The organism is Erwinia sp. 1181_3 (assembly GCF_052824965.1).
On sequence record NZ_VTDE01000011.1, the window covers coordinates 14,047 to 38,741 of the forward strand.

Annotated in this window: 21 protein-coding genes; 14 read left to right on the forward strand and 7 right to left on the reverse strand. The window is 55.6% G+C overall.

The window, feature by feature from the left end; genetic code table 11:
* The first annotated feature begins 96 nt into the window (after positions 1-96).
* On the forward strand, positions 97-2,748 hold the full coding sequence (gene ppc / locus FY046_RS19730) for a phosphoenolpyruvate carboxylase (RefSeq protein WP_133846346.1): 2,652 nt from the start codon (positions 97-99) through the stop codon (positions 2,746-2,748).
* Positions 2,749-2,856: 108 nt separating this feature from the next.
* Here ppc and metF read toward each other — a convergent pair whose 3' ends face one another.
* From metF to metB, 3 genes are all read right to left on the reverse strand, one after another.
* Entirely contained in the window at positions 2,857-3,759 is a 903-nt protein-coding gene (metF, locus tag FY046_RS19735; RefSeq protein ID WP_446186406.1) for a methylenetetrahydrofolate reductase, read from the reverse strand.
* A 214-nt stretch (positions 3,760-3,973) separates the two neighbouring features.
* Positions 3,974-6,409: a bifunctional aspartate kinase/homoserine dehydrogenase II gene (locus FY046_RS19740; protein WP_133846348.1), complete on the reverse strand. Its 2,436-nt coding sequence runs from the start codon at positions 6,407-6,409 to the stop codon at positions 3,974-3,976.
* A gap of 2 nt (positions 6,410-6,411) precedes the next feature.
* Positions 6,412-7,572 (reverse strand): cystathionine gamma-synthase, encoded by a 1,161-nt coding sequence (gene metB, locus FY046_RS19745; protein ID WP_446186407.1) that lies wholly within the window; start codon positions 7,570-7,572, stop codon positions 6,412-6,414.
* A 243-nt stretch (positions 7,573-7,815) separates the two neighbouring features.
* Here metB and metJ point away from each other — a divergent pair, with 243 nt between their 5' ends.
* On the forward strand, positions 7,816-8,133 hold the full coding sequence (gene metJ / locus FY046_RS19750; protein ID WP_133846350.1) for a met regulon transcriptional regulator MetJ: 318 nt from the start codon (positions 7,816-7,818) through the stop codon (positions 8,131-8,133).
* A gap of 169 nt (positions 8,134-8,302) precedes the next feature.
* Here the strand turns inward: metJ and rpmE are convergent, their stop codons facing one another.
* Positions 8,303-8,515, reverse strand: a complete 213-nt coding sequence (gene rpmE, locus FY046_RS19755) for a 50S ribosomal protein L31 (RefSeq protein WP_133846351.1) — start codon at positions 8,513-8,515, stop codon at positions 8,303-8,305.
* A 217-nt stretch (positions 8,516-8,732) separates the two neighbouring features.
* Between rpmE and priA the strand changes: the two genes are divergently transcribed.
* From priA to rraA, 7 genes are all read left to right on the forward strand, one after another.
* On the forward strand, positions 8,733-10,931 hold the full coding sequence (gene priA / locus FY046_RS19760; protein ID WP_133846352.1) for a primosomal protein N': 2,199 nt from the start codon (positions 8,733-8,735) through the stop codon (positions 10,929-10,931).
* A gap of 206 nt (positions 10,932-11,137) precedes the next feature.
* Positions 11,138-12,175, forward strand: a complete 1,038-nt coding sequence (cytR, locus tag FY046_RS19765) for a DNA-binding transcriptional regulator CytR (RefSeq protein WP_133846353.1) — start codon at positions 11,138-11,140, stop codon at positions 12,173-12,175.
* A gap of 179 nt (positions 12,176-12,354) precedes the next feature.
* Positions 12,355-13,254, forward strand: coding sequence for a cell division protein FtsN (gene ftsN / locus FY046_RS19770; protein WP_159338329.1), 900 nt, complete (start codon positions 12,355-12,357; stop codon positions 13,252-13,254).
* Between the two features lie 90 nt (positions 13,255-13,344).
* Complete coding sequence (gene hslV, locus FY046_RS19775) at positions 13,345-13,875, forward strand: ATP-dependent protease subunit HslV (protein ID WP_133846355.1); 531 nt, start codon at positions 13,345-13,347, stop codon at positions 13,873-13,875.
* A gap of 12 nt (positions 13,876-13,887) precedes the next feature.
* Positions 13,888-15,219 (forward strand): HslU--HslV peptidase ATPase subunit, encoded by a 1,332-nt coding sequence (hslU, locus tag FY046_RS19780; protein ID WP_167864836.1) that lies wholly within the window; start codon positions 13,888-13,890, stop codon positions 15,217-15,219.
* A gap of 164 nt (positions 15,220-15,383) precedes the next feature.
* Positions 15,384-16,310 carry a 1,4-dihydroxy-2-naphthoate polyprenyltransferase gene (locus FY046_RS19785; RefSeq protein ID WP_446186408.1) on the forward strand — a complete coding sequence of 309 codons (927 nt, stop codon included), beginning with the start codon at positions 15,384-15,386 and terminating at the stop codon, positions 16,308-16,310.
* A 106-nt stretch (positions 16,311-16,416) separates the two neighbouring features.
* A complete protein-coding gene (gene rraA / locus FY046_RS19790) occupies positions 16,417-16,902 on the forward strand; it encodes a ribonuclease E activity regulator RraA (RefSeq protein ID WP_133846358.1) in 486 nt (161 codons plus the stop codon).
* Between the two features lie 74 nt (positions 16,903-16,976).
* Here rraA and zapB read toward each other — a convergent pair whose 3' ends face one another.
* Positions 16,977-17,216 carry a cell division protein ZapB gene (zapB, locus tag FY046_RS19795; RefSeq protein WP_133846359.1) on the reverse strand — a complete coding sequence of 80 codons (240 nt, stop codon included), beginning with the start codon at positions 17,214-17,216 and terminating at the stop codon, positions 16,977-16,979.
* Between the two features lie 445 nt (positions 17,217-17,661).
* Here zapB and FY046_RS19800 point away from each other — a divergent pair, with 445 nt between their 5' ends.
* From FY046_RS19800 to glpX, 3 genes are all read left to right on the forward strand, one after another.
* Positions 17,662-18,504 carry an MIP/aquaporin family protein gene (locus FY046_RS19800; protein WP_133846360.1) on the forward strand — a complete coding sequence of 281 codons (843 nt, stop codon included), beginning with the start codon at positions 17,662-17,664 and terminating at the stop codon, positions 18,502-18,504.
* Between the two features lie 34 nt (positions 18,505-18,538).
* A complete protein-coding gene (gene glpK / locus FY046_RS19805; RefSeq protein ID WP_133846361.1) occupies positions 18,539-20,053 on the forward strand; it encodes a glycerol kinase GlpK in 1,515 nt (504 codons plus the stop codon).
* Between the two features lie 100 nt (positions 20,054-20,153).
* A complete protein-coding gene (gene glpX / locus FY046_RS19810) occupies positions 20,154-21,164 on the forward strand; it encodes a class II fructose-bisphosphatase (protein ID WP_133846362.1) in 1,011 nt (336 codons plus the stop codon).
* A 147-nt stretch (positions 21,165-21,311) separates the two neighbouring features.
* On the opposite strand, the gene emrD is transcribed toward glpX, so the two are convergent.
* Positions 21,312-22,490, reverse strand: coding sequence for a multidrug efflux MFS transporter EmrD (gene emrD / locus FY046_RS19815; protein ID WP_446186409.1), 1,179 nt, complete (start codon positions 22,488-22,490; stop codon positions 21,312-21,314).
* Positions 22,491-22,799: 309 nt separating this feature from the next.
* Between emrD and fpr the strand changes: the two genes are divergently transcribed.
* A complete protein-coding gene (gene fpr / locus FY046_RS19820; RefSeq protein WP_133846364.1) occupies positions 22,800-23,546 on the forward strand; it encodes a ferredoxin--NADP(+) reductase in 747 nt (248 codons plus the stop codon).
* Here fpr and FY046_RS19825 read toward each other — a convergent pair.
* Positions 23,537-23,980 (reverse strand): DUF805 domain-containing protein, encoded by a 444-nt coding sequence (locus tag FY046_RS19825; RefSeq protein WP_133846365.1) that lies wholly within the window; start codon positions 23,978-23,980, stop codon positions 23,537-23,539. The two genes, fpr and FY046_RS19825, sit on opposite strands and share 10 nt — an antisense overlap.
* Before the next feature lie 91 nt (positions 23,981-24,071).
* Between FY046_RS19825 and FY046_RS19830 the strand changes: the two genes are divergently transcribed.
* Positions 24,072-24,665 carry a YiiQ family protein gene (locus FY046_RS19830; protein ID WP_133846366.1) on the forward strand — a complete coding sequence of 198 codons (594 nt, stop codon included), beginning with the start codon at positions 24,072-24,074 and terminating at the stop codon, positions 24,663-24,665.
* Positions 24,666-24,695: the final 30 nt, after the last annotated feature.

The window sequence follows — 24,695 nt, forward strand, 5'->3', positions numbered from 1 at the left end:
TCAGTGATTCGGGTGAGTGAGAGCAGCCAACGTAGTTGCAGCTTCAAGTATGACGGATATTAAAGTTACAAATACAAGAAGGGTGTCAGGGGTCATATGAACGAACAATATTCCGCAATGCGAAGTAATGTCAGTATGCTCGGCAAACTGCTCGGGGATACGATTAAGGATGCACTGGGAGAGAACATCCTGGACCAGGTAGAAACCATCCGTAAGCTCTCTAAGTCATCACGTGCGGGAAATGATGCCCACCGTCAAGAGTTGCTGTCCACGCTGCAAAATCTGTCCAATGACGAACTGTTGCCGGTTGCCCGCGCTTTCAGCCAGTTCCTCAACCTGACCAACGTGGCCGAGCAGTACCACACCATTTCGCCAAAAGGCGAAGGTGCGAATCACCCGGAGCTCTTGGCAAAGACGTTTGAACGCCTGAAGCAGCAGCCGGACCTGACCGAAGCCGCCGTTCGTGAAGCTATTGAGTCCCTGTCGCTTGAACTTGTTCTGACCGCGCACCCGACTGAAATCACCCGCCGCACCTTGATCCATAAGCTGGTAGAAGTGAATACCTGCCTGCAACAGCTGGATCACAATGACCTGTCTGATTATGACCACGGCAAGATCATGCGCCGCCTGCGTCAGCTGGTTGCACAGGCCTGGCATACCGATGAAATTCGTAAATACCGCCCGACACCGGTCGATGAAGCTAAATGGGGCTTTGCGGTCGTCGAAAACAGCCTGTGGGAAGGTGTTCCTCACTTCCTGCGCGAGCTAAACGAACAGGTTGAAGCCGCTTTTGGTTACACCCTGCCGGTTGATTTTGTCCCCGTGAAATTTACCTCCTGGATGGGCGGCGACCGCGACGGCAACCCGAACGTCACGGCCGACATCACTCGCCATGTTTTACAACTGAGCCGCTGGAAAGCGACCGACCTGTTCCTGCGTGATATCGCCGTGCTGGTTTCTGAGCTGTCGATGTCTGAATGTACGCCAGAAGTCCGTGAGCTGTGTGGTAACCCGGAAGCCCTGGAACCTTACCGCGAGATCATGAAAAACCTCCGTGGCCAGCTGATGAGCACTCAGGCTTATCTCGAACGCCGCCTGAAGGGCGAGCGCTTACCACGCCCGGCCAATTTACTGATCTCCAACGACCAGCTGTGGGAACCACTGTACACCTGCTACCAGTCACTGCAGGCGTGTGGCATGGGCATCATCGCGAACGGTCAGCTTCTTGATACCCTGCGCCGCGTGAAGTGCTTTGGCGTTCCACTGGTGCGTATTGACCTGCGCCAGGAGAGTACCCGCCACACTGAAGCCATTGCAGAGATCACCCGTTACCTCGGTCTTGGCGACTATGAAAGCTGGTCAGAGGCCGACAAACAGGCCTTCCTGATCCGTGAACTGAATTCCAAGCGTCCGTTGATGCCGCGCCAGTGGGAACCCAGCGCCGACACCAAAGAAGTGCTGGATACCTGCCGCGTGGCCGCAGAAGTGCCTCAGGGTTCGATTGCTGCCTATGTGATCTCGATGGCGAAAACGCCGTCAGACGTGCTGGCGGTTCACCTGCTGCTGAAAGAAGCGGGCATTACTTACGCCATGCCGGTCGCACCGCTGTTTGAGACCCTCGATGACCTGAATAACGCCAACGACGTGATGAGCCAGCTGCTCAACATTGACTGGTATCGCGGCCTGATTCAGGGCAAACAGATGGTGATGATTGGCTATTCTGACTCCGCGAAAGATGCGGGCGTGATGGCAGCAAGCTGGGCACAATACCAGGCCCAGGATGCACTGATCAAAACCTGCGAGAAAGCGGGTATCACCCTGACGCTGTTCCATGGACGCGGTGGCTCAATCGGCCGTGGTGGTGCGCCAGCGCATGCGGCATTGCTGTCTCAGCCTCCGGGCAGCCTGAAAGGTGGCCTGCGTGTCACCGAACAGGGTGAGATGATCCGCTTCAAATACGGCCTGCCAGAAGTCACCATCAGCAGCCTGTCGCTGTACACCGGCGCGATCCTCGAAGCTAACCTGCTGCCACCACCGGAGCCGAAAGCAGAGTGGAACAGCATCATGGATCAGCTCTCTGATGTTTCCTGCAAAATGTATCGTGGCTATGTGCGTGAACACGCCGATTTCGTGCCGTACTTCCGCTCCGCCACACCGGAGCTGGAGCTGGCCAAATTACCCCTGGGTTCGCGTCCGGCTAAACGTCGTCCGACGGGGGGTGTCGAATCACTGCGCGCCATTCCGTGGATCTTCGCCTGGACGCAAAACCGCCTGATGCTGCCTGCCTGGTTAGGTGCCGGTGCCGCATTGCAGAAAGCGATGGAAGATGGTCATCAGGAAACGCTGGAGACCATGTGTCGTGACTGGCCGTTCTTCTCTACCCGCCTGGGGATGCTGGAAATGGTGTTCTCGAAAGCCGACCTGTGGCTGGCGGAGTACTACGATCAGCGCCTGGTCGATAAGTCGCTGTGGGCACTGGGCAAACAGCTACGTGACCAGCTGGACTCCGATATTAAAGCGGTGCTGACCATCGCCAACGATTCCCATCTGATGGCCGACCAGCCGTGGATTGCCGAATCGATTGCGCTACGTAACGTCTACACTGACCCACTGAACGTATTGCAGGCCGAACTGTTACATCGTTCACGCCAGCAGGAAGCAGAAGGCGCAGAGCCGGATGCCCGCGTTGAGCAGGCACTGATGGTGACGATTGCCGGGGTGGCGGCAGGGATGCGTAATACCGGTTAATCTGGCCTCACGGGCCGATCGGAAAAAATGATCGGCCCCTACAGATGTTCGCCCGCCACGATCAAAAAAGGACGCTTTCGCGTCCTTTTTCTGTTTGTGCCGCCCCTCTCAGGCGATGATCTGCGCCCCCGGGCGTACGCCCAGCGTATGGCAAATGGCATAGCTCATTTCGGCACGGTTCAGCGTGTAGAAATGGAAATCTTTCACCCCTTCGCGGCTGAGGATCTTCACCATATCCATCGCGACATTGGCACCCACCATTTTGCGGGTTTCCGGGTCGTTATCCAGTCCTTCAAACATGCTGGTCATCCAGCCCGGTACGCGCACGTTAGTCATGGTGGCAAAGCGCTGCAACTGCTTAAAGTTCGACACCGGCAGAATACCCGGGACAATCTCAACATCAATACCGGTAGACACGCAACGGTCACGAAAACGCAGGTAACTTTCTACATCAAAGAAGAACTGAGTGATCGCGCGGTTCGCGCCGGCATCAATTTTACGTTTCAGGTTGATCAGGTCGGCCTGTGCGCTTTTCGCTTCCGGATGCACTTCCGGGTAGGCCGCGACAGAAATATCGAAATCACCCACTTCTTTCAGCACGGCGACCAGGTCAGCCCCGTACATTTCCGGCTTGCCACCGCCCGGCGGCAGGTCACCGCGCAGCGCCACAATATGACGGATGCCGTTGTCCCAGTAATCCTGGGCAATGGCGCGCAGTTCATCGCGGGTAGCATCAACACAGGTCAGATGTGGGGCGGCTTCCAGACCGGTGCGGTCTTTAATGCCTTTGATAATGCTGTGGGTACGGTCACGTTCACCTGAGTTGGCACCGTAGGTGACCGAAACGAATTTTGGCTTCAGGCTGCTAAGGCGATCGATTGAGCTCCACAGGGTGTCTTCCATTTCACTGGTACGCGGCGGAAAGAACTCAAAGGAAACGTTAATTTGCCCGCTGATTTCGGCAAGACTTTGGTTCAATGCTTCGCGCTGGTTTGCGTGGAAAAAACTCATACCCTTTACCTCATCGATCGCTGCTGAAGATGGCTCGCTACCTTGAACGTCTATCCGTTTAGACGTCCAGACATTCAAAATGACGGAAATTGGTTATTCAGTCAACAGATAAATGATGGCCTGGCGTGACAAATCCTCAACAAAGATGAGGGAATTTCATGATGGTGTGGTGTGGCGAAGGGGCCAGGCATGCCTGGCCCAAATGAGGAGGAGATTACAGCAACTGTGCCAGGCGGTTGAGATCCGACTGAATGGCTCCGGCAGTGACATCGCGCCCTGCACCTGGCCCACGGATCACCAGGGGATTATCGCGATACCAGCGGCTTTCGATAGCGAACACGTTATCACACGGCAACAGCGCCGCCAGCGGATGATCGTCACGCACGGCTTCCACGCCAACACGCGCTTTGCCGTTGGCATCGAAACGTGCGACGTAGCGCAGTACCAGTCCCAGTTCCTGAGCGGCTTCAAAGCGCTGGACCATCTGGTCATTCAACTCATCGGCATTCTCAAAGAAGTCATCCACCGATCCCGACTGGTAGCTGGCGGGAACCAGCGACTCAACGCGTACCTGGTCAGGTTCAATATCGTAGCCCGCCTCACGCGCCAGAATCACCAGCTTACGCATCACATCCTGGCCGGAGAGGTCGACACGCGGATCGGGTTCAGTCAGACCCTGCTGCCACGCCTGATCCACCAGTTCGGTAAAGGGCACCGTGCCATCAAATTGCAGGAACAGCCACGAGAGCGTGCCGGAGAAGATACCGCTGATCGACAAAATGCTGTCACCGCTTTCACGCAGATCGCGCACCGTGTGGTTCACCGGCAACCCGGCACCGACCGTGGCGTTATACAACCAGTGGCGCCCGGTTTTCGCAAACGCATCGCGGATCTGGCGATAGCTATTGCTACTGGCCGCGCCTGCCACTTTGTTCGCACCAATCACGTGGAAACCGTAGCTGGCGAAATCTAAGTACTGCGCAGCCAGCGTTTCACTGGCGGTCACATCCAGCACCACCAGATCGTCAAACGGATGAGCGCGCATCCACAGGAACAACGACTCCTGGTCCTGCTCTACCGCTTCCTCTTCAAAGAAGGCCAGCGCGCGGCTGGCATCCAGCCCGTCGTAACTCAACAGACTGCGGCGGCTGTCCACCACTCCGGCAAGAATAAATTCAAACCCGGTGCGCGCAGAAAGGGTTTCCTGCTCACGGGCAAACAGCTCCAGCCAGCGGGAACCGATGTTGCCTTTGCCAAACAGCACCAGGCCTACCTGCTTCTCCGCACGGAACAGCGTCTGATGCAGGCCCCGGATAAGATGTTCCGTCGGCCCGACGCGCAGCACCGCCACCAGGCTGATGCCTTCCTGTGACTGGCAGATAAATTCCACCGGCTGATCTTTCATCTGCTGCCAGAAACGGTGACTGTGTAGCGGGTTACGGCAAACGCCTGCCCCCACCATCGCCACCATTGCCATGCCTTCACGCAGCTGCAAACGCCCCGGTAATCCGGCATCCTCCAGCAGAGTCAGGGCACTGTTTACCACTTCCGAGGTGTAGCACAGCTGTAACAGATTACGGTCAGGATGGACGCCGGTTGCCAGCGGACGAACCTGTGCACGCTTCAGTAGCTGATCGATCTCTTTATGCCGCGCGGCAAAATCATGCTGTGCAGGTACATGGAATTCAATCAGACAAACATCATCATGGCTGGTCACGATACGCGCCCCGGTGCCTGAAGCCAGCACGCGTTCAATACGTGTTGATCCCTGTTCTGGCTGATAGCTGCAACGCAGTTGCAGATCGATATCGCTGCCTGAAACCGGCTGAAGCGTACGCGTATGCAGGACCGGAGCCGCCAGACGTGCCAGCTCACTGGCTTCATCCAGACGCAGCAGCGGCAGCAAACACGCATCTTTCACTTTACGCGGGTCAGCACTGTACACGCCAGCCACGTCACTCCAGATGGTCACGCGTGTCACACCGGCCAGCGCACCGATCTGCGTTGCAGAATAGTCACTGCCGTTACGCCCCAACAGCACCGTTTCACCCGCATCATTTGCGCAGATAAAACCAGTGACCACCAAACGCTGTTCAGGACGCTGCGCCATCAACTGCTGTAACAGCGGCTGTGACTTCGCTTCATCCACCTGCGGCTGTGCGGCACGTTCGGCGCGTAAAAAATCGCGAGCATCCAGCCAGCCTGCGTGAATATCCCGCTGGTTCAGCACCGCTGACATCAGACGTGCCGACCAGATTTCACCGTGCCCCACGACTTGTGCATAAACTGCATCAGTGATTTTGTTATCCAGCAGGACGGCCAGTTTTTCGAGGTCATGAATAAACTCAGCAATCAGCGGTTCAGCGACATCCGACGGTAACAGACTGCTAATCAGCTCACTCTGATAACGGCGTAATGCCTGTTGCACCTGGTGCGCAGACAACCGATCATTCTGACTCAGCTTAAGCCAACTAATCAGCTGGTTAGTGGTACTGCCGGCTGCCGAGACCACCATCAGGTCACCCGGCTGGCTGTACTCTGCCATGATCCCGGCAACACGCAGGTAGCATTTGGCATCGGCCAGGCTACTGCCACCAAATTTATGTAACTGCCGCGAACTGTCTGCCCCTGCCACTGCTGAATAACTCATGCTTACCTCTTGGCCGCGATCCGGAATGCATTATCCAGATCGGCGATTAAATCTTCGTGATCTTCAATTCCCACCGAAATACGCAGCAGCGTCTCCGAAATCCCCGCTGCCACACGCGCTTCAGCAGACATGCCCGCATGGGTCATGGTTGCGGTGTGGGAAATCAGGCTTTCGACGCCGCCCAGCGATTCCGCCAGTGTGAATAATTCCAACGCTTTCAGGAAACGACGCAGCGTTGCCTCATCACCGTTCAGCTCAAAACTTAGCATGGCGCCAAAGCCTTTTTGCTGACGTACCGCAAACTGATGTCCGGCATTTTCCGGCAGGGAAGGATGATACAGCTTTTTCACCAGCGGTTGTTGTTTCAGATAATCGACAATCGCCAGCGCATTACGCTGTGCCGCCGCCATACGCGGGGCCAGTGTACGCATGCCGCGCAACAGCAGATAGCTGTCAAATGCGCCACCGGTCACACCAATATTGTTCGCCCACCAGGCCAGTTCAGTCACATGCTGCGGGTCTTTGGCAACAACAGCACCGGCCACCACATCGGAGTGACCGTTAAGGTATTTGGTACAGGAGTGAATCACCAGGTCAGCACCCAGCGCCAGCGGATTCTGTAAAGCCGGGCTGAGGAAGGTATTGTCCACCACGCTAATCGCGCCAGCTTCTGCCGCAGCCTGGGTGATCGACGCAATATCCACCACACGCAGCAGCGGGTTGCTCGGGCTTTCAATCAGTACCAGCTTAGGTTTCTCAGCCAGCGCCGCCTGTAAAGCAGCCTCATCGCCCTGGTCAACAAACTTCACGCGATACGCACCGCGTTTGCTCAGGCTATCGAACAGACGGTAACTGCCGCCGTAACAGTCATGCGGCGCCACCAGCAGGTCGCCGGGTTTCAGGAATACGGTACACACCAGATGGATGGCAGACATGCCCGTATTGGTCATCACTGCACCAGCGCCCCCTTCCAGCTCTGCCAGCGCACGTTGCACGACATCACGCGTCGGGTTGCCGCGACGTGAGTAGTCATGAGCGCGCGGCTCATTGAAGTCGGTAAAGTTATAGGTGCTGGAGAGATGAATCGGTGGGACAACGCAGCCATATTGCTCGTCATCATTCAAACCGCTACGTACTGCGATGGTTGCCTGTTTACGCGTCATGGTGCATAACTTCCTGCTGGTTAATAAGATAAGACTGATAGAGTAAACAGCAGCGAGATAGACGTCAATACATCTGGACATCTAAATGTCTTTGCGTATAGATTGAGCAATGCGTCAATAACCGTTAGAATTATGTCGATATACCCCAGAGAAAGTTGTGCCATCCCGGTGTGATAGCCATCGACTTCGGGCATAATTAGCCAAATTTCGGCAATTCTACATTTAATATGATTAAGGTAACTCATGGCTGAATGGAACGGCGAATATATCAGCCCTTACGCTGAGCACGGTAAAAAAAGCGAGCAGGTTAAAAAAATCACGGTATCCATTCCGTTGAAAGTATTAAAGATTTTGACCGATGAGCGCACCCGCCGCCAGGTTAATAACTTGCGTCATGCCACCAACAGCGAACTGCTGTGCGAAGCATTTCTGCATGCATTTACCGGCCAGCCTCTGCCGGATGATGTTGACCTGCGCAAAGAACGCAGTGACGAAATTCCCGAGGAAGCAAAAGCGATCATGCGTGCAATGGGCGTCGATCCTGAGACCTGGGAATACTAAACCGTTCGGTTATCCGGTCAGGCACCTGATGTCACATCAGGGCCTGCCGGGTTACCCGATAGCCCCGCATATTACACACCGCCGCTTCCCGATAAGCAGGCATAAAAAAACCCAGCCAGAGGCTGGGTTTTTTTTACATCCGAAACGGTAACCGTTTCTTTCAGGGTGCTTATTTAGCGCCTGGGATGCTGAAACGCTTGTTGAAGCGATCCACACGGCCGCCGCTAGCAACATCACGCTGCTTACCGGTGTAGAACGGGTGGCAGTTGCCACACACGTCCAGGTTCAGGTCGTGACCCACGGTAGAGCGGGTTTTGATTTCATTACCGCAAGAACATTTAGCAGTAACTTCAGCGTAATTAGGGTGAATACCTTTTTTCATGGGAAAACCTCAGTTAAGGCCGTGTCGCTCTCCCGCGCCAGGATCACTCCTGCACCGGCACCACACGAAGATTAATATTTCAAGTGAAGTTGATACCAAAATGCCATACCAACGGCGGCGAACTATACAGAAATTAAACAGCCGCCGCAATCGGATCCGCACATTCCGGACGACACAGTGTACACTAACTGGCCCTGTTTTTCACCCGGATGAATCCATGCCCGTTGTTCAGGTCGCGCTACCCGTTCCGCTTGCCCGCAACTTTGATTATCTGTTGCCACCTCACCTCAGCCATGCCGTGGTCGGTGGGCGCGTCAGCGTGCCTTTTGGTAAGCGCAAGGCGATCGGCGTGGTTGTCGGCATTGTTGAACACAGCGATTTCCCCCTCGACCAGCTAAAAAGCGTGCATGAGGTGTTAGATAGCGACTCACTGTACCCCGCCTCCTTGTGGCGCATCCTGCTATGGGCTGCTGATTATTATCATTATCCACTGGGTGAAGTGCTGTTCCACGCCATGCCCGTGCTACTGCGTCAGGGCAAACCCGCCGAAGAAGCCCCTCTCTGGCAATGGCTGATGACAGAAGAAGGCAAAGCGACCGCACCGGAAAGCCTCAAACGTGCCCCAAAACAGCAGCAGGCACTGGCTGCGCTGCGACACAGCGGGCTGTATCGCCATGAAGTCAGCCAGCACGACATCACTGAGGCCACACTGCAAGCGCTGCGGGCGAAAGGCCTGTGTGAGCTGCGCGCCCAGCCACGTGCCCACCAGGACTGGCGGGAAAATTATACGGTGAAGGGCGAACGTCTGCGGCTCAATACTGAACAAGCGACCGCCGTGGGAGCCATACGCAGTGCCGACGATCAGTTTTCTGCCTGGTTACTCGCGGGGATCACCGGATCGGGTAAAACTGAGGTTTATCTCAGCGTTCTGGAAAACATTCTGGCCAACGGCCGCCAGGTACTGGTGCTGGTGCCAGAAATCGGTCTGACACCGCAAACCATCGCCCGCTTTCGTGAGCGCTTTAGCGCCCCGGTAGATGTGCTGCATTCCGGGCTGAACGACAGCGAACGCCTCGCCGTATGGCTGCGCGCGCGCAGTGGCGAAACAGCCATTGTGATTGGCACCCGCTCTTCCCTCTTCACGCCGTTTGCCCGTCTGGGCGCCATCATTATTGATGAAGAGCATGACAGCTCTTACAAACAGCAGGAAGGCTGGCGCTATCACGCACGCGATCTGGCGGTGTTTCGTGCCCGTCAGGAAAATATTCCAATCGTGATGGGCTCAGCGACCCCAGCGCTGGAAACCCTGCAAAACGTTCAGTCCGGTAAATATCGCCAGCTTAACCTCAGCAAACGCGCCGGAAATGCCACCAAAGCCACACAGCTGCTGGTCGACCTGAAAGGCGTCAAGCTTCAGGGTGGCCTGTCTCCGATGCTGATTAAGAAAATTGGCCAGCATCTTAAAGCCGATAACCAGGTGCTGTTGTTCCTCAACCGTCGTGGTTTCTCGCCAACGCTGCTGTGCCATGAATGCGGCTGGATTGCCGAATGCCAGCGCTGTGACCGTTACTACACCCTGCACCAGCATCAGCGCCAACTGCGCTGCCATCACTGTGACAGCCAGCGTCCGGTTCCCCATCAGTGCCCGCAGTGCGGTTCCACGCATCTGGTGCCGGTTGGGTTGGGAACCGAACAGCTCGAACACAATATTAGTGAGCTGTTCCCGGGCGTCCCCCTGACGCGTATCGACCGCGATACCACCAGCCGTAAAGGGGCGCTTGAGCAGCAACTGGCTGAGGTTCATCGCGGCGGGGCGCGCATTCTGGTCGGAACGCAAATGCTGGCGAAAGGCCACCATTTCCCGGATGTCACGCTGGTGTCACTACTGGACGTCGATGGCGCGCTGTTCTCGGCAGACTTTCGTTCGGCCGAGCGCTTTGCTCAGCTGTATACCCAGGTCGCGGGGCGAGCAGGCCGTGCCGGTAAACAGGGGGAAGTATTGTTGCAGACCCATCATCCGGAACATCCCCTGCTGCAAACCCTGATGCATCAGGGTTACGATGCCTTCGCCCACCAGGCACTCAGCGAGCGCAACAGCGTGTTCCTGCCACCGTTCACCAGCCACGCTCTGTTTCGTGCAGAGGATCACGACAACCAGCAGGCCAACCTCTTCCTGCAGCAGCTGCGCAATTTGCTCGAAGCCAGCCCACTTAACAGTGAATCATTCTGGGTCATGGGCCCGGTTCCGGCATTGCAGGCAAAACGCAGTGGCCGGTATCGCTGGCAGCTCCTGCTTCAACATCCTTCGCGCGCCGTCTTGCAGCGCCTGATTAAATCCAGCTTGCCCCTGATCTCAACACTGCCTCAGGCCCGTAAGGTGAAATGGACGTTAGATATCGACCCGACAGAAAGCTGACAACGTAATCGATTGCCTGCAAAGTTGCGCACTGGATCGAAAAAAGTCGCACAAGTCACAATTTTTATGCAAATTAAGTAACAGCCACCTCGCATATCTGTTAAGAATGCGGGGGCGTTCACCGCAAGCGACATGTTGAGTCGCCGGACAATACATCGTTATTAGTTGGTCAGGTCGGCTCAGGGGCTGGCGTGAGGAGAAAAGCGTTGGAGCAGAATCAAGACACATCCGTGGTGACCATGAAAAACGTGGCTGAAAAAGCCGGCGTATCAACGGCGACGGTTTCCCGCGCCCTGATGAATCCGGAAAAGGTCTCTGCTGCAACACGCTATAAGGTTGAACAGGCGGTGATCGCCGTCGGCTACTCCCCGCATTCAATGACGCGCAGCGCGCGACGCAGTGAATCACGGACCGTACTGGTGATTGTGCCCGATATCTGCGACCCATTTTTCAGTGAAATTATTCGTGGCATTGAAGTCGTGGCGGCGGCTGAAGGGTATCTGGTACTGATTGGCGACTGTGCTCACCAGAACCAACAGGAAAAATCCTTTCTTAATCTGATGCTGACCCGCCAGATCGACGGCATGGTGCTGCTTGGCTCCAATGTCCCTTTTGACACCGGAGTGGAAGAGCAACGTAATCTGCCGCCAATGGTGATGGCCAATGAGTTTGCACCGGAGCTGGAACTGCCAACGGTCCATATCGATAATCTGACGGCAGCCTTTGAAGCCGTTAACCACCTGCAAAAGCTCGGACATCGCCGCATTGCCTGCATCTCCGGCCCGGAAGAGATGCCGCTGTGCCAGTATCGCCTGCAGGGCTATATTCAGGCTCTGCGCCGTCACGGCATGGCGGTCGACCCGACCTATATCGTGCGGGGTGACTTCACCTTCGATGCCGGTTCGCAGGCGATGAAACATCTGATGACCCTGCCGAAACCGCCCGATGCCTTGTTCTGTCATAGCGATATCATCGCACTGGGTGCGATGTCACAGGCGAAGAATATGGGCCTGCGCGTACCAAAAGATCTGTCAATCATCGGCTTCGATGATATCGAACTGTCACGCTACAGCGATCCGCAATTAACCACCGTTGCCCAGCCGCGTTTCAACATAGGTCGCGAAGCGATGCTACTCTTGCTGGAGCAGTTGCAGGGCAGGATGGTCAGCAATGGTTCACGCCTGCTGGACTTCGAGCTGAAAATTCGCGGGAGCACCGCGCCCTCCCTGCGCGACGAAGATTGATTTTTCCCAGATAGCGGGTAGCACGCCATGCCTGCTTTTGGGCAAAAATCAGCGGATTCTTAGTAAGATCGCTGCTGGTCAAACTTCCGGCCCTTCAGTAACATGGCGGGCTATCATCGGGTACACATTTTCACTCTTTTAGCCCGGCCTTACCTTCATCGATTATTAGCGGAACGATAGTGGCACAAAAAGATTATGTAGGCCGCGGGCGTTCGACAGGGACGCGTCGCAAAAATACCAACAGTCGCAGCAAGAAGCGCAGCAGTGGGTCCGGTGTATCAAAAATCATGATAGTGCTGGCGGTTGCCGTTCTGGTCACCTTTATTGGTGGCTTGTGGTTTATCGCGCATCATAAAAAAGAAGATACACCAGTGATCCCTGACCACAAGGCGACCGGCAATGGCCTGCCACCCAAACCGGAAGAACGCTGGCGCTATATCAAAGAGCTGGAGAACCGTCAGCTTGGCGTTCCTACGCCTACAGAACCGACGTCAGGGGGCGAAGCACATTCCCAGACCCAGTTAACCGATGAACAGCGTCAGCTACTGGACCAGATGCAGGCCGATATGCGCCAGCAACCTACTCAGCTCAACGAAGTGCCGTGGAATGAACAAACGCCGGCGCAGCGCCAGCAGACCATTCAACGTCAGCAGCAGCAGGGCCAGCTTCAGCAGCAGTCGCGTATGCCGCAGCAGCAAACGCAGCCGCGCACGCAGCCACAGACTCAAACTCAGACACCGCGCCCGGCACCGATAACTCCGGTCACCCGCGAACCTGTTCGCCAGCCGAAACCGGAAATTGCCGCGCAGCCGAAAGTGGAAACCAAGCCAAAAGAAGCGGAAAAAGAGAGCGCGCAGCGCTGGATGGTGCAGTGTGGCTCCTTCAAAGGTACCGACCAGGCCGAGTCCATTCGTGCTCAGTTAGCTTTTGAAGGATTTGAAAGCAGGATCACGACCGGCGGTGGCTGGAATCGTGTCGTTATCGGACCGTATAACAACCGCAGTGCGGCCGACAGCACGCTAAAACGCCTGCGTGGTTCCGGCCACTCAAATTGTATTCCTCTGTCCATCGGGGGTTGAAACCCCTCAAACCCGCCCCATATCTGATTGCATCAGTACCCCGTACAAAACGTGCGGGGTCATCTTCCGACTGCAATAAGGGGTCTGCCCGTGACAACAATAGTAAGTGTACGACGCAACGGCCAGGTAGTAATTGGCGGTGATGGCCAGGCTACCCTCGGCAATACCGTGATGAAAGGCAACGTCAAAAAAGTGCGTCGTCTCTACAATGACAAAGTCATTGCGGGCTTTGCGGGCGGTACCGCCGATGCCTTCACTCTGTTTGAACTTTTTGAACGCAAACTGGAAATGCACCAGGGTCATCTGGTGAAAGCCGCCGTCGAACTGGCAAAAGACTGGCGCACCGACCGTATGCTGCGCAAACTTGAAGCACTGCTGGCCGTGGCCGATGAAAATGCCTCGCTGATCATTACCGGTAACGGGGATGTCATCCAGCCAGAAAACGACTTAATTGCTATCGGTTCAGGCGGTCCATACGCTCAGGCAGCAGCCCGTGCGCTGCTGGAAAACACCGATATCGGCGCACGCGACATCGTGGAAAAAGCGCTAGGTATTGCAGGTGATATCTGCATCTATACCAACCATAACCTCACCATCGAAGCATTACCGTCTAAAGCGTAAGGATCCTAATTTATGTCTGCTATGACTCCGCGCGAGATTGTCAGCGAACTGAACAGATTTATCATCGGCCAGGATGGCGCCAAACGTGCCGTCGCCATCGCGCTGCGTAACCGCTGGCGCCGTATGCAGTTGGACGAAGAGTTGCGTCATGAAGTGACGCCAAAAAACATTCTGATGATCGGCCCAACCGGGGTGGGTAAAACGGAAATTGCCCGCCGCCTGGCAAAACTGGCTAACGCCCCTTTCATCAAAGTCGAAGCGACCAAGTTCACCGAAGTGGGCTATGTGGGTAAAGAAGTGGATTCGATTATCCGCGATCTGACCGATTCTGCGATTAAGATGGTGCGCTCACAGGCGATTGAGAAGTATCGTTACCGCGCCGAAGAAATGGCTGAAGAGCGCATTCTCGATGTGTTGATCCCACCGGCAAAAAATAACTGGGGCCAGAATGAAGCAGCACCTGAGCCTTCTGCTGCGCGTCAGTCCTTCCGCAAGAAGCTGCGCGAAGGCCAGCTGGATGACAAAGAGATCGAAATCGATCTGGCTGCCGTATCCGGTGGCGTAGAAATCATGGCACCTCCAGGTATGGAGGAGATGACCAGTCAGCTCCAGTCGATGTTCCAAAACCTCGGCGGGCAGAAACAGAAACCTCGTAAGCTGAAAATCAAAGAGGCGATGAAACTGCTGGTGGAAGAAGAAGCCGCCAAGCTGGTGAACCCGGAAGAGCTGAAGCAGGAAGCGATCGACGCGGTTGAACAGCACGGTATCGTGTTTATCGATGAGATCGACAAAGTCTGTAAACGGGGTGAATCGTCCGGTCCTGACGTGTCTCGCGAAGGCGTACAGCGTGACCTGTTGCCGCTGGTCGAAGGCTGTACGGTGTCGACAAAACACGGCATGGTAAAAACTGACCACATCCTGTTTATCGCTTCCGGCGCATTCCAGGTAGCCAGCCCGTCAGACTTGATCCCTGAGTTGCAGGGCCGTCTGCCTATCCGCGTTGAACTCCAGGCGCTGACCACGCACGACTTTGAGCGCATCCTCACAGAGCCAAGTGCCTCCATCACCGTGCAATATAAAGCACTGATGAACACGGAAGGCGTAGAGATTAACTTTACCCCTGACGGCATCAGTAAGATTGCGGCTGCGGCATGGCAGGTGAATGAGACCGCTGAAAACATCGGTGCACGTCGTCTGCATACCGTCCTGGAGCGTCTGATGGAAGACATCTCCTACGACGCCAGCGACCTGAATGGCCAGTCGATTACCATTGATGCCGAATATGTAGGCAAACATCTCGACGAGCTGGTGGCTGACGAAGATCTCAGCCGCTTTATCCTGTAAGCAAACGGCTCGACACATCAGGAGGCTTCGGCCTCCTTTTTTTATATCCTGCACCAACTTGACCAGGATTAACTCCCGTTGTTAAAAAGCCGCTTACCATGACACCGATATCGTGCTGGCACTCGCCGCACTGGACCTGAAACGGATCGGAGGCGCAACCTGTCATGGATAATACTCAACTGGCTCCCCCACTCTCAATGCCCCAGGCCTGGTTGGAAAGCCTGCGTCTGCGCACACTGCCGCTGGCCTGTGCCTCGATCATTACCGGTAGCGCTCTGGCGTGGCATCAGGGGTATTTTGACCCCACCATCGCCCTGCTGGCGCTGCTGACCACCACTCTGTTACAGATCCTCTCTAACCTGGCGAATGACTACGGCGATGCGCTGAAAGGCAGCGATACGCCGCAGCGTATCGGGCCGTTGCGTGGCATGCAGAAAGGGGCGATCACCAAAGAGCAGATGCGCATCGCGCTGATGCTGACCGTGGCCATCACCACCGGCTGTGGCCTGCTACTGATCCTGCGGGCCTGCCAGTCTCCCGCCGATATCCTCGGCTTTGTGGCGATGGGCGCGCTGGCGATAGTCGCAGCCATCGCTTATACCGTGGGGAAAAAACCCTATGGCTATCTTGGCCTTGGGGATCTGTCTGTGATGATCTTCTTTGGCTGGCTGGGGGTCATCGGCAGTAGCTATCTGCAAACACACCAGATTGATCTGCTGCTGCTGCTGCCCGCCAGTGGCTGTGGCCTGCTGGCGACCGCCGTACTGAACGTCAACAACCTGCGCGATATCGACAGCGACCGGCAGAATGGGAAATTTACGCTGGCAGTTCGCCTGGGTGCACATGGAGCACGCCGCTATCATGCCGTGCTGTTAACCACCGCACTGGCCTGCTTTGCTCTCTACAGTGCGCTGGTCAGCCTGCGTCCGGTGGGTTGGTTATTCCTGCTCGCGGCACCTCTGTTGTGGCAGCAGGGACGTTTCATTTTGCGAGAAACCAGTGCACTGGCGATGCGACCCATGCTGGAAAAAACCGTTAAAGCAGCCCTGCTGATCAATATCCTGTTTGCCATCGGCTTAGTGTTCAGCTAAACGCGATGTGCTTGACCCATCGCAATTTTTAACAATTGATGATTTTGCCAACAGTGGCCTTTAAGCGATATACTTAGCCCTCCTGCGGCAAACAGACGAAACCCCTATGAAATACGATACTTCAGAACTGTGCGACATCTACCATGAAGATGTGAATGTCGTTGAACCGCTTTTCTCAAACTTTGGTGGTCGCACCTCGTTTGGCGGGCAAATCACCACGGTAAAATGTTTCGAAGATAACGGGCTGCTCTATGATTTGCTGGAGGAAAACGGCCGTGGTCGTGTTCTGCTGGTTGATGGTGGTGGTTCAGTACGCCGTGCGCTGGTGGACGCCGCGCTCGCAACGCTGGCTCAGCAAAATGAGTGGGAAGGCATTGTGGTGTATGGTTCTGTTCGCCAGGTGGATGATCTGGAAGAACTGGATATCGGCATTCAGGCCATCGCGGCTATTCCTGCCGGGGCTGCAGGTGAAGGCATTGGTGAAAGCGACGTGCGGGTGAACTTTGGTGGCGTCACGTTCTTCTCCGGCGATCATCTGTACGCAGACAACACGGGAATGATCCTGTCCGAAGACGCGCTCGACATCGAATAAAGACGAACATATAAAATGGGTGCCCCAGGGCACCCGTTTTCTGCTTGCTTCCTGCTTTTACGCCAGGTGCAGCATTACACCTCTTCCATTTTTCCCAGCAAAGCCCGCAGACGATCCTGCCAGACATGCTGCTCTTCTTTTAACTGCTGATTTTCACGCACCAGCGCATCACTGCTGCCTGCTGCCTGCTGAACCTGCTGGTTCAAATTACCGTTTTGTTCTTTAAGCTCTTCGATTTCCATCTGCAACAGCGTGATGGTATCAATCGCCTGCTGCACTTTCGCTTCCAGTTTCTCGAATACTTCAAATGACATGTCTATAACCTCTCCTAATCGCAGGGCGTTGATGATGCTAGCCGCAGGGGTGAGGAATGAACCGGCATTCCGCGGATAACAACGATTCTCCGATTGTAAGTAGAGCGACAGCTCAAGTCCAGCAGCGAACCCTTACAGGGCGTAGTCTGTAACAATTTTCAGTCTATACCTGGTCTCATTAACATCTTCCCCCTCCTGATGTAAGGTCAGCGTTAAATAATTGCGCATTTCACACGCGATCAAACGCGCACCAGGTCGTTTTTGGAAAGCAAAAAGACGCGAAAACGCTCATTTTTATGACACAGAACACAATTTTTGATTTCGCTATTTCTCGTTTATGCTCGTTAACGATAAATTCACAACAGCCCTACATAAGATTTGGGTGATTCATGGATGAAACAAAACTAAGAAGCTAAACCATTAACCTCGCCTTCAGGAATTCATCATGAGTCAGACAACAAGTACACTTAAGGGGCAGTGCATCGCCGAGTTTCTCGGCACTGCCACGATCATCTTTTTCGGTGCTGGCTGCGTGGCCGCAATGAAAGTTGCCGGAGCCAGTTTCGGCCTCTGGGAAATCAGTATTGTCTGGGGCCTGGCCGTTGCGATGGCCGTCTATCTGACCGCGGGTATTTCAGGTGCTCACCTGAACCCCGCCGTCAGCGTCGCGCTGTGGCTATTCGCCAATTTCGAAGGGCGTAAAGTGCTGCCCTATACGATTGCGCAGATAGCGGGTGCATTCTGCTCCGCAGCGCTGGTGTACGGCCTGTATCACAATCTCTTCCTCGATTACGAACAGACACATCACATGGTACGTGGCAGCGTTGAGAGCCTCGACCTCGCGGGCATCTTCTCCACGTATCCTAACCCGCACATCAGCGTGGGTCAGGCATTCCTGGTTGAAATGGTCATTACCGCTATCATGATGGCATTGATTATGGCGCTGACCGATGACGGTAACGGCCTGCCGCGTGGCCCGATGGCACCGCTGCTGATTGGTTTCCTTATCGCCATCATCGGTGCCGCAATGGGCCCACTGACTGGCTTTGCACTGAACCCGGCACGTGATTTCGGACCTAAGCTGTTCGCCTGGGTGGCTGGCTGGGGTAATGTTGCCTTCACCGGTGCCCGTGATATTCCGTATTTCCTTGTTCCGATCTTTGGCCCACTGATCGGTGCAAGCCTCGGAGCCTTTGGCTACCGCGCCCTGATTGCCAACAACCTTCCGGGTAAGGTTGTGGAGAAACAGGAAAAATCAGCACCGCGCGCTGCACAGCGTAAAGCGTAATCCTGCTCATTGCTTACACCATCAGGAACCTATTATGACCGTAGAAAAAAAATACATTGTCGCACTCGACCAGGGAACCACCAGTTCCCGCGCCGTGATTCTGGATCATGACTCCAATATCGTTGCGGTATCGCAGCGTGAATTCCAGCAAATCTACCCGAAAGCGGGTTGGGTTGAGCATGACCCGATGGATATCTGGGCGTCACAGAGCTCCACCCTGGTCGAAGTCCTGGCACATGCGGACATTAACTCTGACGAGATTGCCGCGATTGGTATCACCAATCAGCGTGAAACCACCATTGTGTGGGACAAAGAAACTGGCAAGCCGATTTACAACGCCATCGTCTGGCAGGACCCGCGTACCGCCGACTACTGCTCGAAGCTGAAAAAAGAAGGCCTGGAAGAGTACATCCGTCATACCACGGGTCTGGTGATTAACCCGTACTTCTCCGGCACCAAAGTGAAGTGGATCCTCGACCACGTGGAAGGCTCCCGCGAGCGTGCACGCCGTGGCGAACTGCTGTTCGGCACCGTCGACTCCTGGCTGGTGTGGAAAATGACGCAGGGACGGGTTCATATCACCGACTACACCAACGCCTCCCGTACCATGATGTTCAATATTCACAAGCTGGAGTGGGATCAGCGCATGCTGGACATTCTCGATATCCCGCGTGAAATGTTGCCGGAAGTGAAATCCTCGTCAGAGGTTTACGGCCAGACTAACATCGGTGGTAAAGGCGGAACGCGTATTCCAATCGCCGGTATTGCGGGTGACCAGCAGGCGGCGCTGTATGGCCAGCTGTGCGTCCAGCCGGGTATGGCGAAAAATACCTATGGCACGGGCTGCTTTATGTTGATGAACACCGGTACAGAAGCGGTGACCTCAACACACGGCCTGCTGACCACCATCGCCTGCGGCCCACGTGGCGAAGTGAACTATGCGCTGGAAGGTGCGGTGTTTATCGGCGGTGCATCCATTCAGTGGCTGCGTGACGAAATGAAGCTGATCAGTGACTCTACTGACTCCGAATATTTCGCCACCAAAGTCAAAGACACCAACGGCGTGTATATGGTGCCTGCATTCACCGGTTTGGGTGCCCCCTACTGGGACCCGTATGCCCGAGGCGCTATCTTCGGCCTGACGCGTGGTGCCAATGCTAACCACATCATTCGCGCCACGCTGGAGTCCATTGCTTATCAGACGCGTGACGTGCTGGAAGCGATGCAGAACGATGCCAACACCCGTCTGCAATCACTGCGCGTTGACGGTGGTGCCGTGGCGAACAACTTCCTGATGCAGTTCCAGTCCGATATCCTCGGTGCGCGCGTTGAGCGTCCTGAAGTGCGTGAAGTGACTGCGCTGGGTTCTGCTTACCTTGCCGGTCTGGCAGTGGGCTTCTGGAAAGATCTGGATGAAGTGCGCGCCAAGTCCGTCATCGAGCGCGAATTCCGCCCAAGCATCGAAACCACCCAGCGCAACGTGCTGTACGCAGGATGGAAGAAAGCCGTCGCCCGTGCGCAGGCATGGGAAGACGCTGACGACAAGTAATCATCTCCTGCCCGTGGTCGCCTGACCACGGGTATCTCCCTTCCCCGCTCCGCTCCCTGTGATAAACTTCCCGCCTCATTAGTTTCCTTAAAGGCATATCATGAAACGAGAACTGGCGATTGAATTTTCCCGCGTAACAGAAGCAGCGGCACTGGCTGGCTATAAGTGGCTGGGGCGTGGCGATAAAAATGCGGCAGACGGTGCAGCCGTACATGCAATGCGCATCATGCTCAACAAAGTGGATATCGACGGTCAGATCGTGATTGGCGAAGGGGAAATTGATGAAGCGCCGATGCTGTATATCGGCGAGAAAGTCGGGACAGGCAACGGAGATGCGGTGGATATTGCCGTCGATCCCATTGAAGGTACGCGCATGACCGCACTGGGGCAGGCCAATGCACTGGCGGTCATGGCCGTCGGGGACAAAGGCACCTTCCTGCACGCACCGGATATGTATATGGAGAAGCTGGTGGTCGGTCCTGGGGCTAAAGGCGCTATTGACCTTAACCTGCCGCTGGAAGAGAACCTGCAACGCGTTGCCCGTGCCCTGAATAAATCCCTGACAGAACTGACCGTGACCCTGCTGGCGAAACCACGCCACGATGCGGTGATTGCCAGCCTGCAACAGCTTGGCGTACGCGTATTTACGTTCCCGGACGGTGATGTTGCCGCGTCGATCCTGACCTGCATGCCGGACAGCGAAGTCGACGTGATGTACGGCATCGGTGGCGCACCGGAAGGCGTAGTCTCCGCAGCGGTGATCCGTGCGCTGGATGGCGATATGCAGGCTCGTCTGCTGGCACGTCATGACGTTAAGGGTGATACCCCTGAGAACCGTCAGTTGGGCGAACAGGAGCTGTCACGCTGTGCGGAAATGGGGATTGCTGCCGGACAGGTGCTGAAGCTGGAAGAGATGGCGCGCAACGACAACGTGGTTTTCTCCGCGACCGGCATTACCAGCGGCGACCTGTTAAAAGGCATCACCCGTCAGGGCAATATGGCGACCACTGAAACGCTGCTGATACGTGGTAAATCCCGCACCATCCGCCGTATTCAGTCGATCCATTACCTCGATCTGAAAGACGAAAGCCTGCACCCGTATATTTTGTGATCGTCTACCGTCTCAGTAGGTGTCAATGCGGGTCGGGCATGCCCGACCCCTACACGGCTTCTGAGACCCTAGGGGTCCCTACACGGCCTCTGAGACCGTAGGGGCGAGGCACGCCTCGCCCGGTACCAAAGCGGGTAAATGACAGCCTTACACCGCGTGCGGCTGTGGATGTTTTGACAGCGGCAGCCAGCACAGCAGGATCAGCAGCGCAGTGGCAAACATCAGCATCCCCAGACTGAACTGACCGGTTTGCGGCAACAGCGCAGACAGCCACGCGACCAGCCCAGAACCAAGATTCTGTAATCCCCCCACCAGCGCTCCGGCGGTGCCCGCCATATACGGCCAGGGCTCCATTGCACCCGTCGTTGCCAGCGGAAACAGCATCCCGGCACCGAAAAAGAACAGCGATGCCGGCACAATCAGCGTCCACAGATTCATCACGCCCAGCCAGCCGGGGATCCACATCATCACGCCCGCCAGCAGGCAGCTGTTCACCGCATACCACATCACCGTGGTGAAGGGTTTCTCACTGCGCCCGGCAAACCAGGCACCAAAGAAGGCCGCAGGCAGGGGCAATATAAACAACACGCTGACGGCGAGGCTGCTCATACCCAGTACACCTCCCATCAGCACGCCACAGCTGGCCTCAAACACCGCAATCCCAGACAGCGCACCGATCAGAATCACCAGATAACGGACAAAACTGCTGTCGGCCAGCAGTGGACGGTAACGGGAGAACAGCGGGCGTGTCTGCTGTCCTGCGGGACGCGTTTCCGGCAGCCAACGCAGCATCACGCCAGCAACAATCAGGCACAACAGCAGTAAAAAAGCGAAACAAGCGCGCCAGCCAAACAGGTGTGTCAGCCCGGCACCAATCACGGGAGCAATCAACGGACTGACCAAAATTCCCATGTTAAGCAGGCTGTTGGCCTGACGCAGCGCACTACCGGCGTAGAGATCACGCGGCATTGTGCGCGCCATCACCCCGGCAACACCCGTGCCCATTCCCTGAATAGCAGCCCCCAGCACCAGGCCATTCAGACTGCCTGCCAACAGTGCGGTGAGCGATCCGGCAATAAACACCGCCATTCCCATCAGGATCACCGGGCGACGCCCGATACTGTCAGACAGCGGGCCGTAAAACAGCTGCGAGGCACCGTAGGCCATCAGATAGGCAGCCATCACCCGTTGTACCGCACCATCGCGTACATGGAAGACATCAGCAATGATCGACATCGCCGGAACATAGATCGTCTGCGCCATCTGTCCCACCGCCAGCAACGCCATCAGCATCACCAGCAAATGGCCATTTTCTATTTTTTTCATTAAGTTACGACTCTTATAAAAAGCGGAAACTCACCCAACCAGCAAGGGTGGCCAGTCATACCGGCACAATGGCGCTGAAAATATCAGGAATGCGTAGCAAAGCGAGGGGGTCGCGGTAAATAACGCTGGCGCCACTGTCAGTAAAAGCAGGCGTGTCTGTAAAACATTTTTTACGCTACGTTTAAATAGTGCTCATACTTTGTCGATATGAGCTTTCACCCGGGCCGTCGGGTGGAAAAAAAACCGATGGCTGGCGAAGATAGCCGCAGAGACGTCACTTATGTCGCAAGCGAATGAAGGAGTTTTTTTATGGCCGTATGGGTCAACGCCCGCGTTAAACATGTCACCGACTGGACTGACAGCCTGTTCAGTCTGACGGTGACCGCTCCCATCGACCCGTTTACCGCCGGGCAATATGCCAAGCTGGCACTGGAAATTGACGGTGAACGTGTGGTGCGCGCCTATTCCTTTGTGAATGCGCCCAGCAATGAAAATCTGGAGTTCTACCTGGTCACCGTGCCGGAAGGGAAACTAAGCCCACGACTGCATGCGTTGAAACCCGGCGATGAGGTGATGATTACCCAGGATGCTCAGGGCTTCTTTGTACTGGATGAAATCCCTGAGTGCGAAACGCTGTGGATGCTGGCAACCGGCACCGCCATCGGGCCGTATCTGTCGATTTTACAGGAAGGAAAAGGGCTGGAGCGCTTCAAAAATATCGTACTGGTCCATGCCGCACGTTATGCACAGGATCTGAGTTATCTGCCAGTGATGCAGGCATTACAGCAGCGTTACGTTGGGAAACTCCAGATTCAAACCGTGGTCAGTCGCGAAGAGAGCCCGGGCTCACTGACGGGCAGAGTGCCCGCGCTGATAGAGAGTGGCCAGCTGGAAGCGGTGACCGGGCTGAGCATCGATGCCGAACAAAGCCATGTCATGCTGTGCGGCAACCCGCAAATGGTGCGCGATACCCAGCAAGTTTTAAAAGAAACCCGCGGCATGCGTAAACATCTCAAGCGCAAACCCGGGCATATCACCAGCGAACATTACTGGTAATCCGGTGAGCGGCGGCGCAGATACACCACAGGCTGCGTCGCTTTGCCAAACCGGTTATCACCCGGTGTACCCGCAAAACCGCCCAGTTCAACCACCATACCGACCATGATCAATGTGGGAATAAAACGGCCCACCAGCCACTGCGCATCTGCCGGCAATATCGCCCAGTGCCCGGCCATCAGCATCCAGGCGACGATAAACAGCAGCGCCCACTGGCCGCCTTTGTTACGGTCGTGCAGTCGTTTTACCATGACAGCGCTGGTGGGCCACAGCAGGGCCACCACGCAGAAAGCGGCCGTCTGCGTATCCAACAGACCATTGCCTGCCAGCGTAAAGAGCAGCACCAGCATCAGCAGCCAGGCCACCTGCCAGATCCAGAAGTCGCGCCGTCCCAGGCGACCACGAAAAGAGAAACACCATTGCTGTAACGTCATTATTTTTATCTCAGAGTCCGGGTGCCCTTTGACTTTGCCGGTCATTGTCCGTTTTAATCTTGGGCTGAGTTTACTGGTTAGGGTCATTGAAATGAAGAACGCGATTTTGGCAGCAGTTGCACTGCTATCCGCAATGACGATCGCTGCGGCACACGCCGATCCGGACCCGCAGGATCGGACTGAGCATTTGCCTGGCGCGCCCTACTTACAGGCCGGCGCCCCCACCTTTGATATGACTATCGGCCAGTTTCGCGAAAAGTATAATGCTGCCAATAAAACGTTACCGTTAAGTGAATATCGCGCCATTGACAGCAGGAATGATAAAAGCAATCTGACGCGTGCTGCCAGCAAGATCAACGAAAATCTTTATTCGTCGACTGCACTGGAACAAGGCACGGGAAAAATCAAAACGTTGCAGATCACCTGGTTGCCCATTCCCGGCCCGGAACAGAAAGCCTCACGCGATAAAGCGCTGGCGTACATCGCAGCGCTGATTCATTACTTCGAACCGATGCTGAGTGAAGCCCAAAGCCAGAAACGTGCCGAGGCGCTGGTGACCAAAGGCAAAGGCTCTCGCTTTTACCAACAGACCGAAGGGGCACTGCGCTATATCGTGGCCGATAACGGCGATAAAGGATTAACCTTTGCGGTGGAACCGTTAAAACTGGCCTTGAGCACACCCTGAGACGACAGGCCCAAAGGATGACGAAAAGCA

Excerpts from the sequence above, each read along its gene's own strand:
- ppc (WP_133846346.1), top strand. The coding sequence starts at position 97 with ATGAACGAACAATATTCCGCAATGCGAAGTAATGTCAGTATGCTCGGC.
- metF (WP_446186406.1), bottom strand. The coding sequence starts at position 3,759 with ATGAGTTTTTTCCACGCAAACCAGCGCGAAGCATTGAACCAAAGTCTT.
- FY046_RS19740 (WP_133846348.1), bottom strand. The coding sequence starts at position 6,409 with ATGAGTTATTCAGCAGTGGCAGGGGCAGACAGTTCGCGGCAGTTACAT.
- metB (WP_446186407.1), bottom strand. The coding sequence starts at position 7,572 with ATGACGCGTAAACAGGCAACCATCGCAGTACGTAGCGGTTTGAATGAT.
- metJ (WP_133846350.1), top strand. The coding sequence starts at position 7,816 with ATGGCTGAATGGAACGGCGAATATATCAGCCCTTACGCTGAGCACGGT.
- rpmE (WP_133846351.1), bottom strand. The coding sequence starts at position 8,515 with ATGAAAAAAGGTATTCACCCTAATTACGCTGAAGTTACTGCTAAATGT.
- priA (WP_133846352.1), top strand. The coding sequence starts at position 8,733 with ATGCCCGTTGTTCAGGTCGCGCTACCCGTTCCGCTTGCCCGCAACTTT.
- hslU (WP_167864836.1), top strand. The coding sequence starts at position 13,888 with ATGTCTGCTATGACTCCGCGCGAGATTGTCAGCGAACTGAACAGATTT.
- FY046_RS19785 (WP_446186408.1), top strand. The coding sequence starts at position 15,384 with ATGGATAATACTCAACTGGCTCCCCCACTCTCAATGCCCCAGGCCTGG.
- rraA (WP_133846358.1), top strand. The coding sequence starts at position 16,417 with ATGAAATACGATACTTCAGAACTGTGCGACATCTACCATGAAGATGTG.
- zapB (WP_133846359.1), bottom strand. The coding sequence starts at position 17,216 with ATGTCATTTGAAGTATTCGAGAAACTGGAAGCGAAAGTGCAGCAGGCG.
- FY046_RS19800 (WP_133846360.1), top strand. The coding sequence starts at position 17,662 with ATGAGTCAGACAACAAGTACACTTAAGGGGCAGTGCATCGCCGAGTTT.
- glpK (WP_133846361.1), top strand. The coding sequence starts at position 18,539 with ATGACCGTAGAAAAAAAATACATTGTCGCACTCGACCAGGGAACCACC.
- glpX (WP_133846362.1), top strand. The coding sequence starts at position 20,154 with ATGAAACGAGAACTGGCGATTGAATTTTCCCGCGTAACAGAAGCAGCG.
- emrD (WP_446186409.1), bottom strand. The coding sequence starts at position 22,490 with ATGAAAAAAATAGAAAATGGCCATTTGCTGGTGATGCTGATGGCGTTG.
- fpr (WP_133846364.1), top strand. The coding sequence starts at position 22,800 with ATGGCCGTATGGGTCAACGCCCGCGTTAAACATGTCACCGACTGGACT.
- FY046_RS19825 (WP_133846365.1), bottom strand. The coding sequence starts at position 23,980 with ATGACGTTACAGCAATGGTGTTTCTCTTTTCGTGGTCGCCTGGGACGG.
- FY046_RS19830 (WP_133846366.1), top strand. The coding sequence starts at position 24,072 with ATGAAGAACGCGATTTTGGCAGCAGTTGCACTGCTATCCGCAATGACG.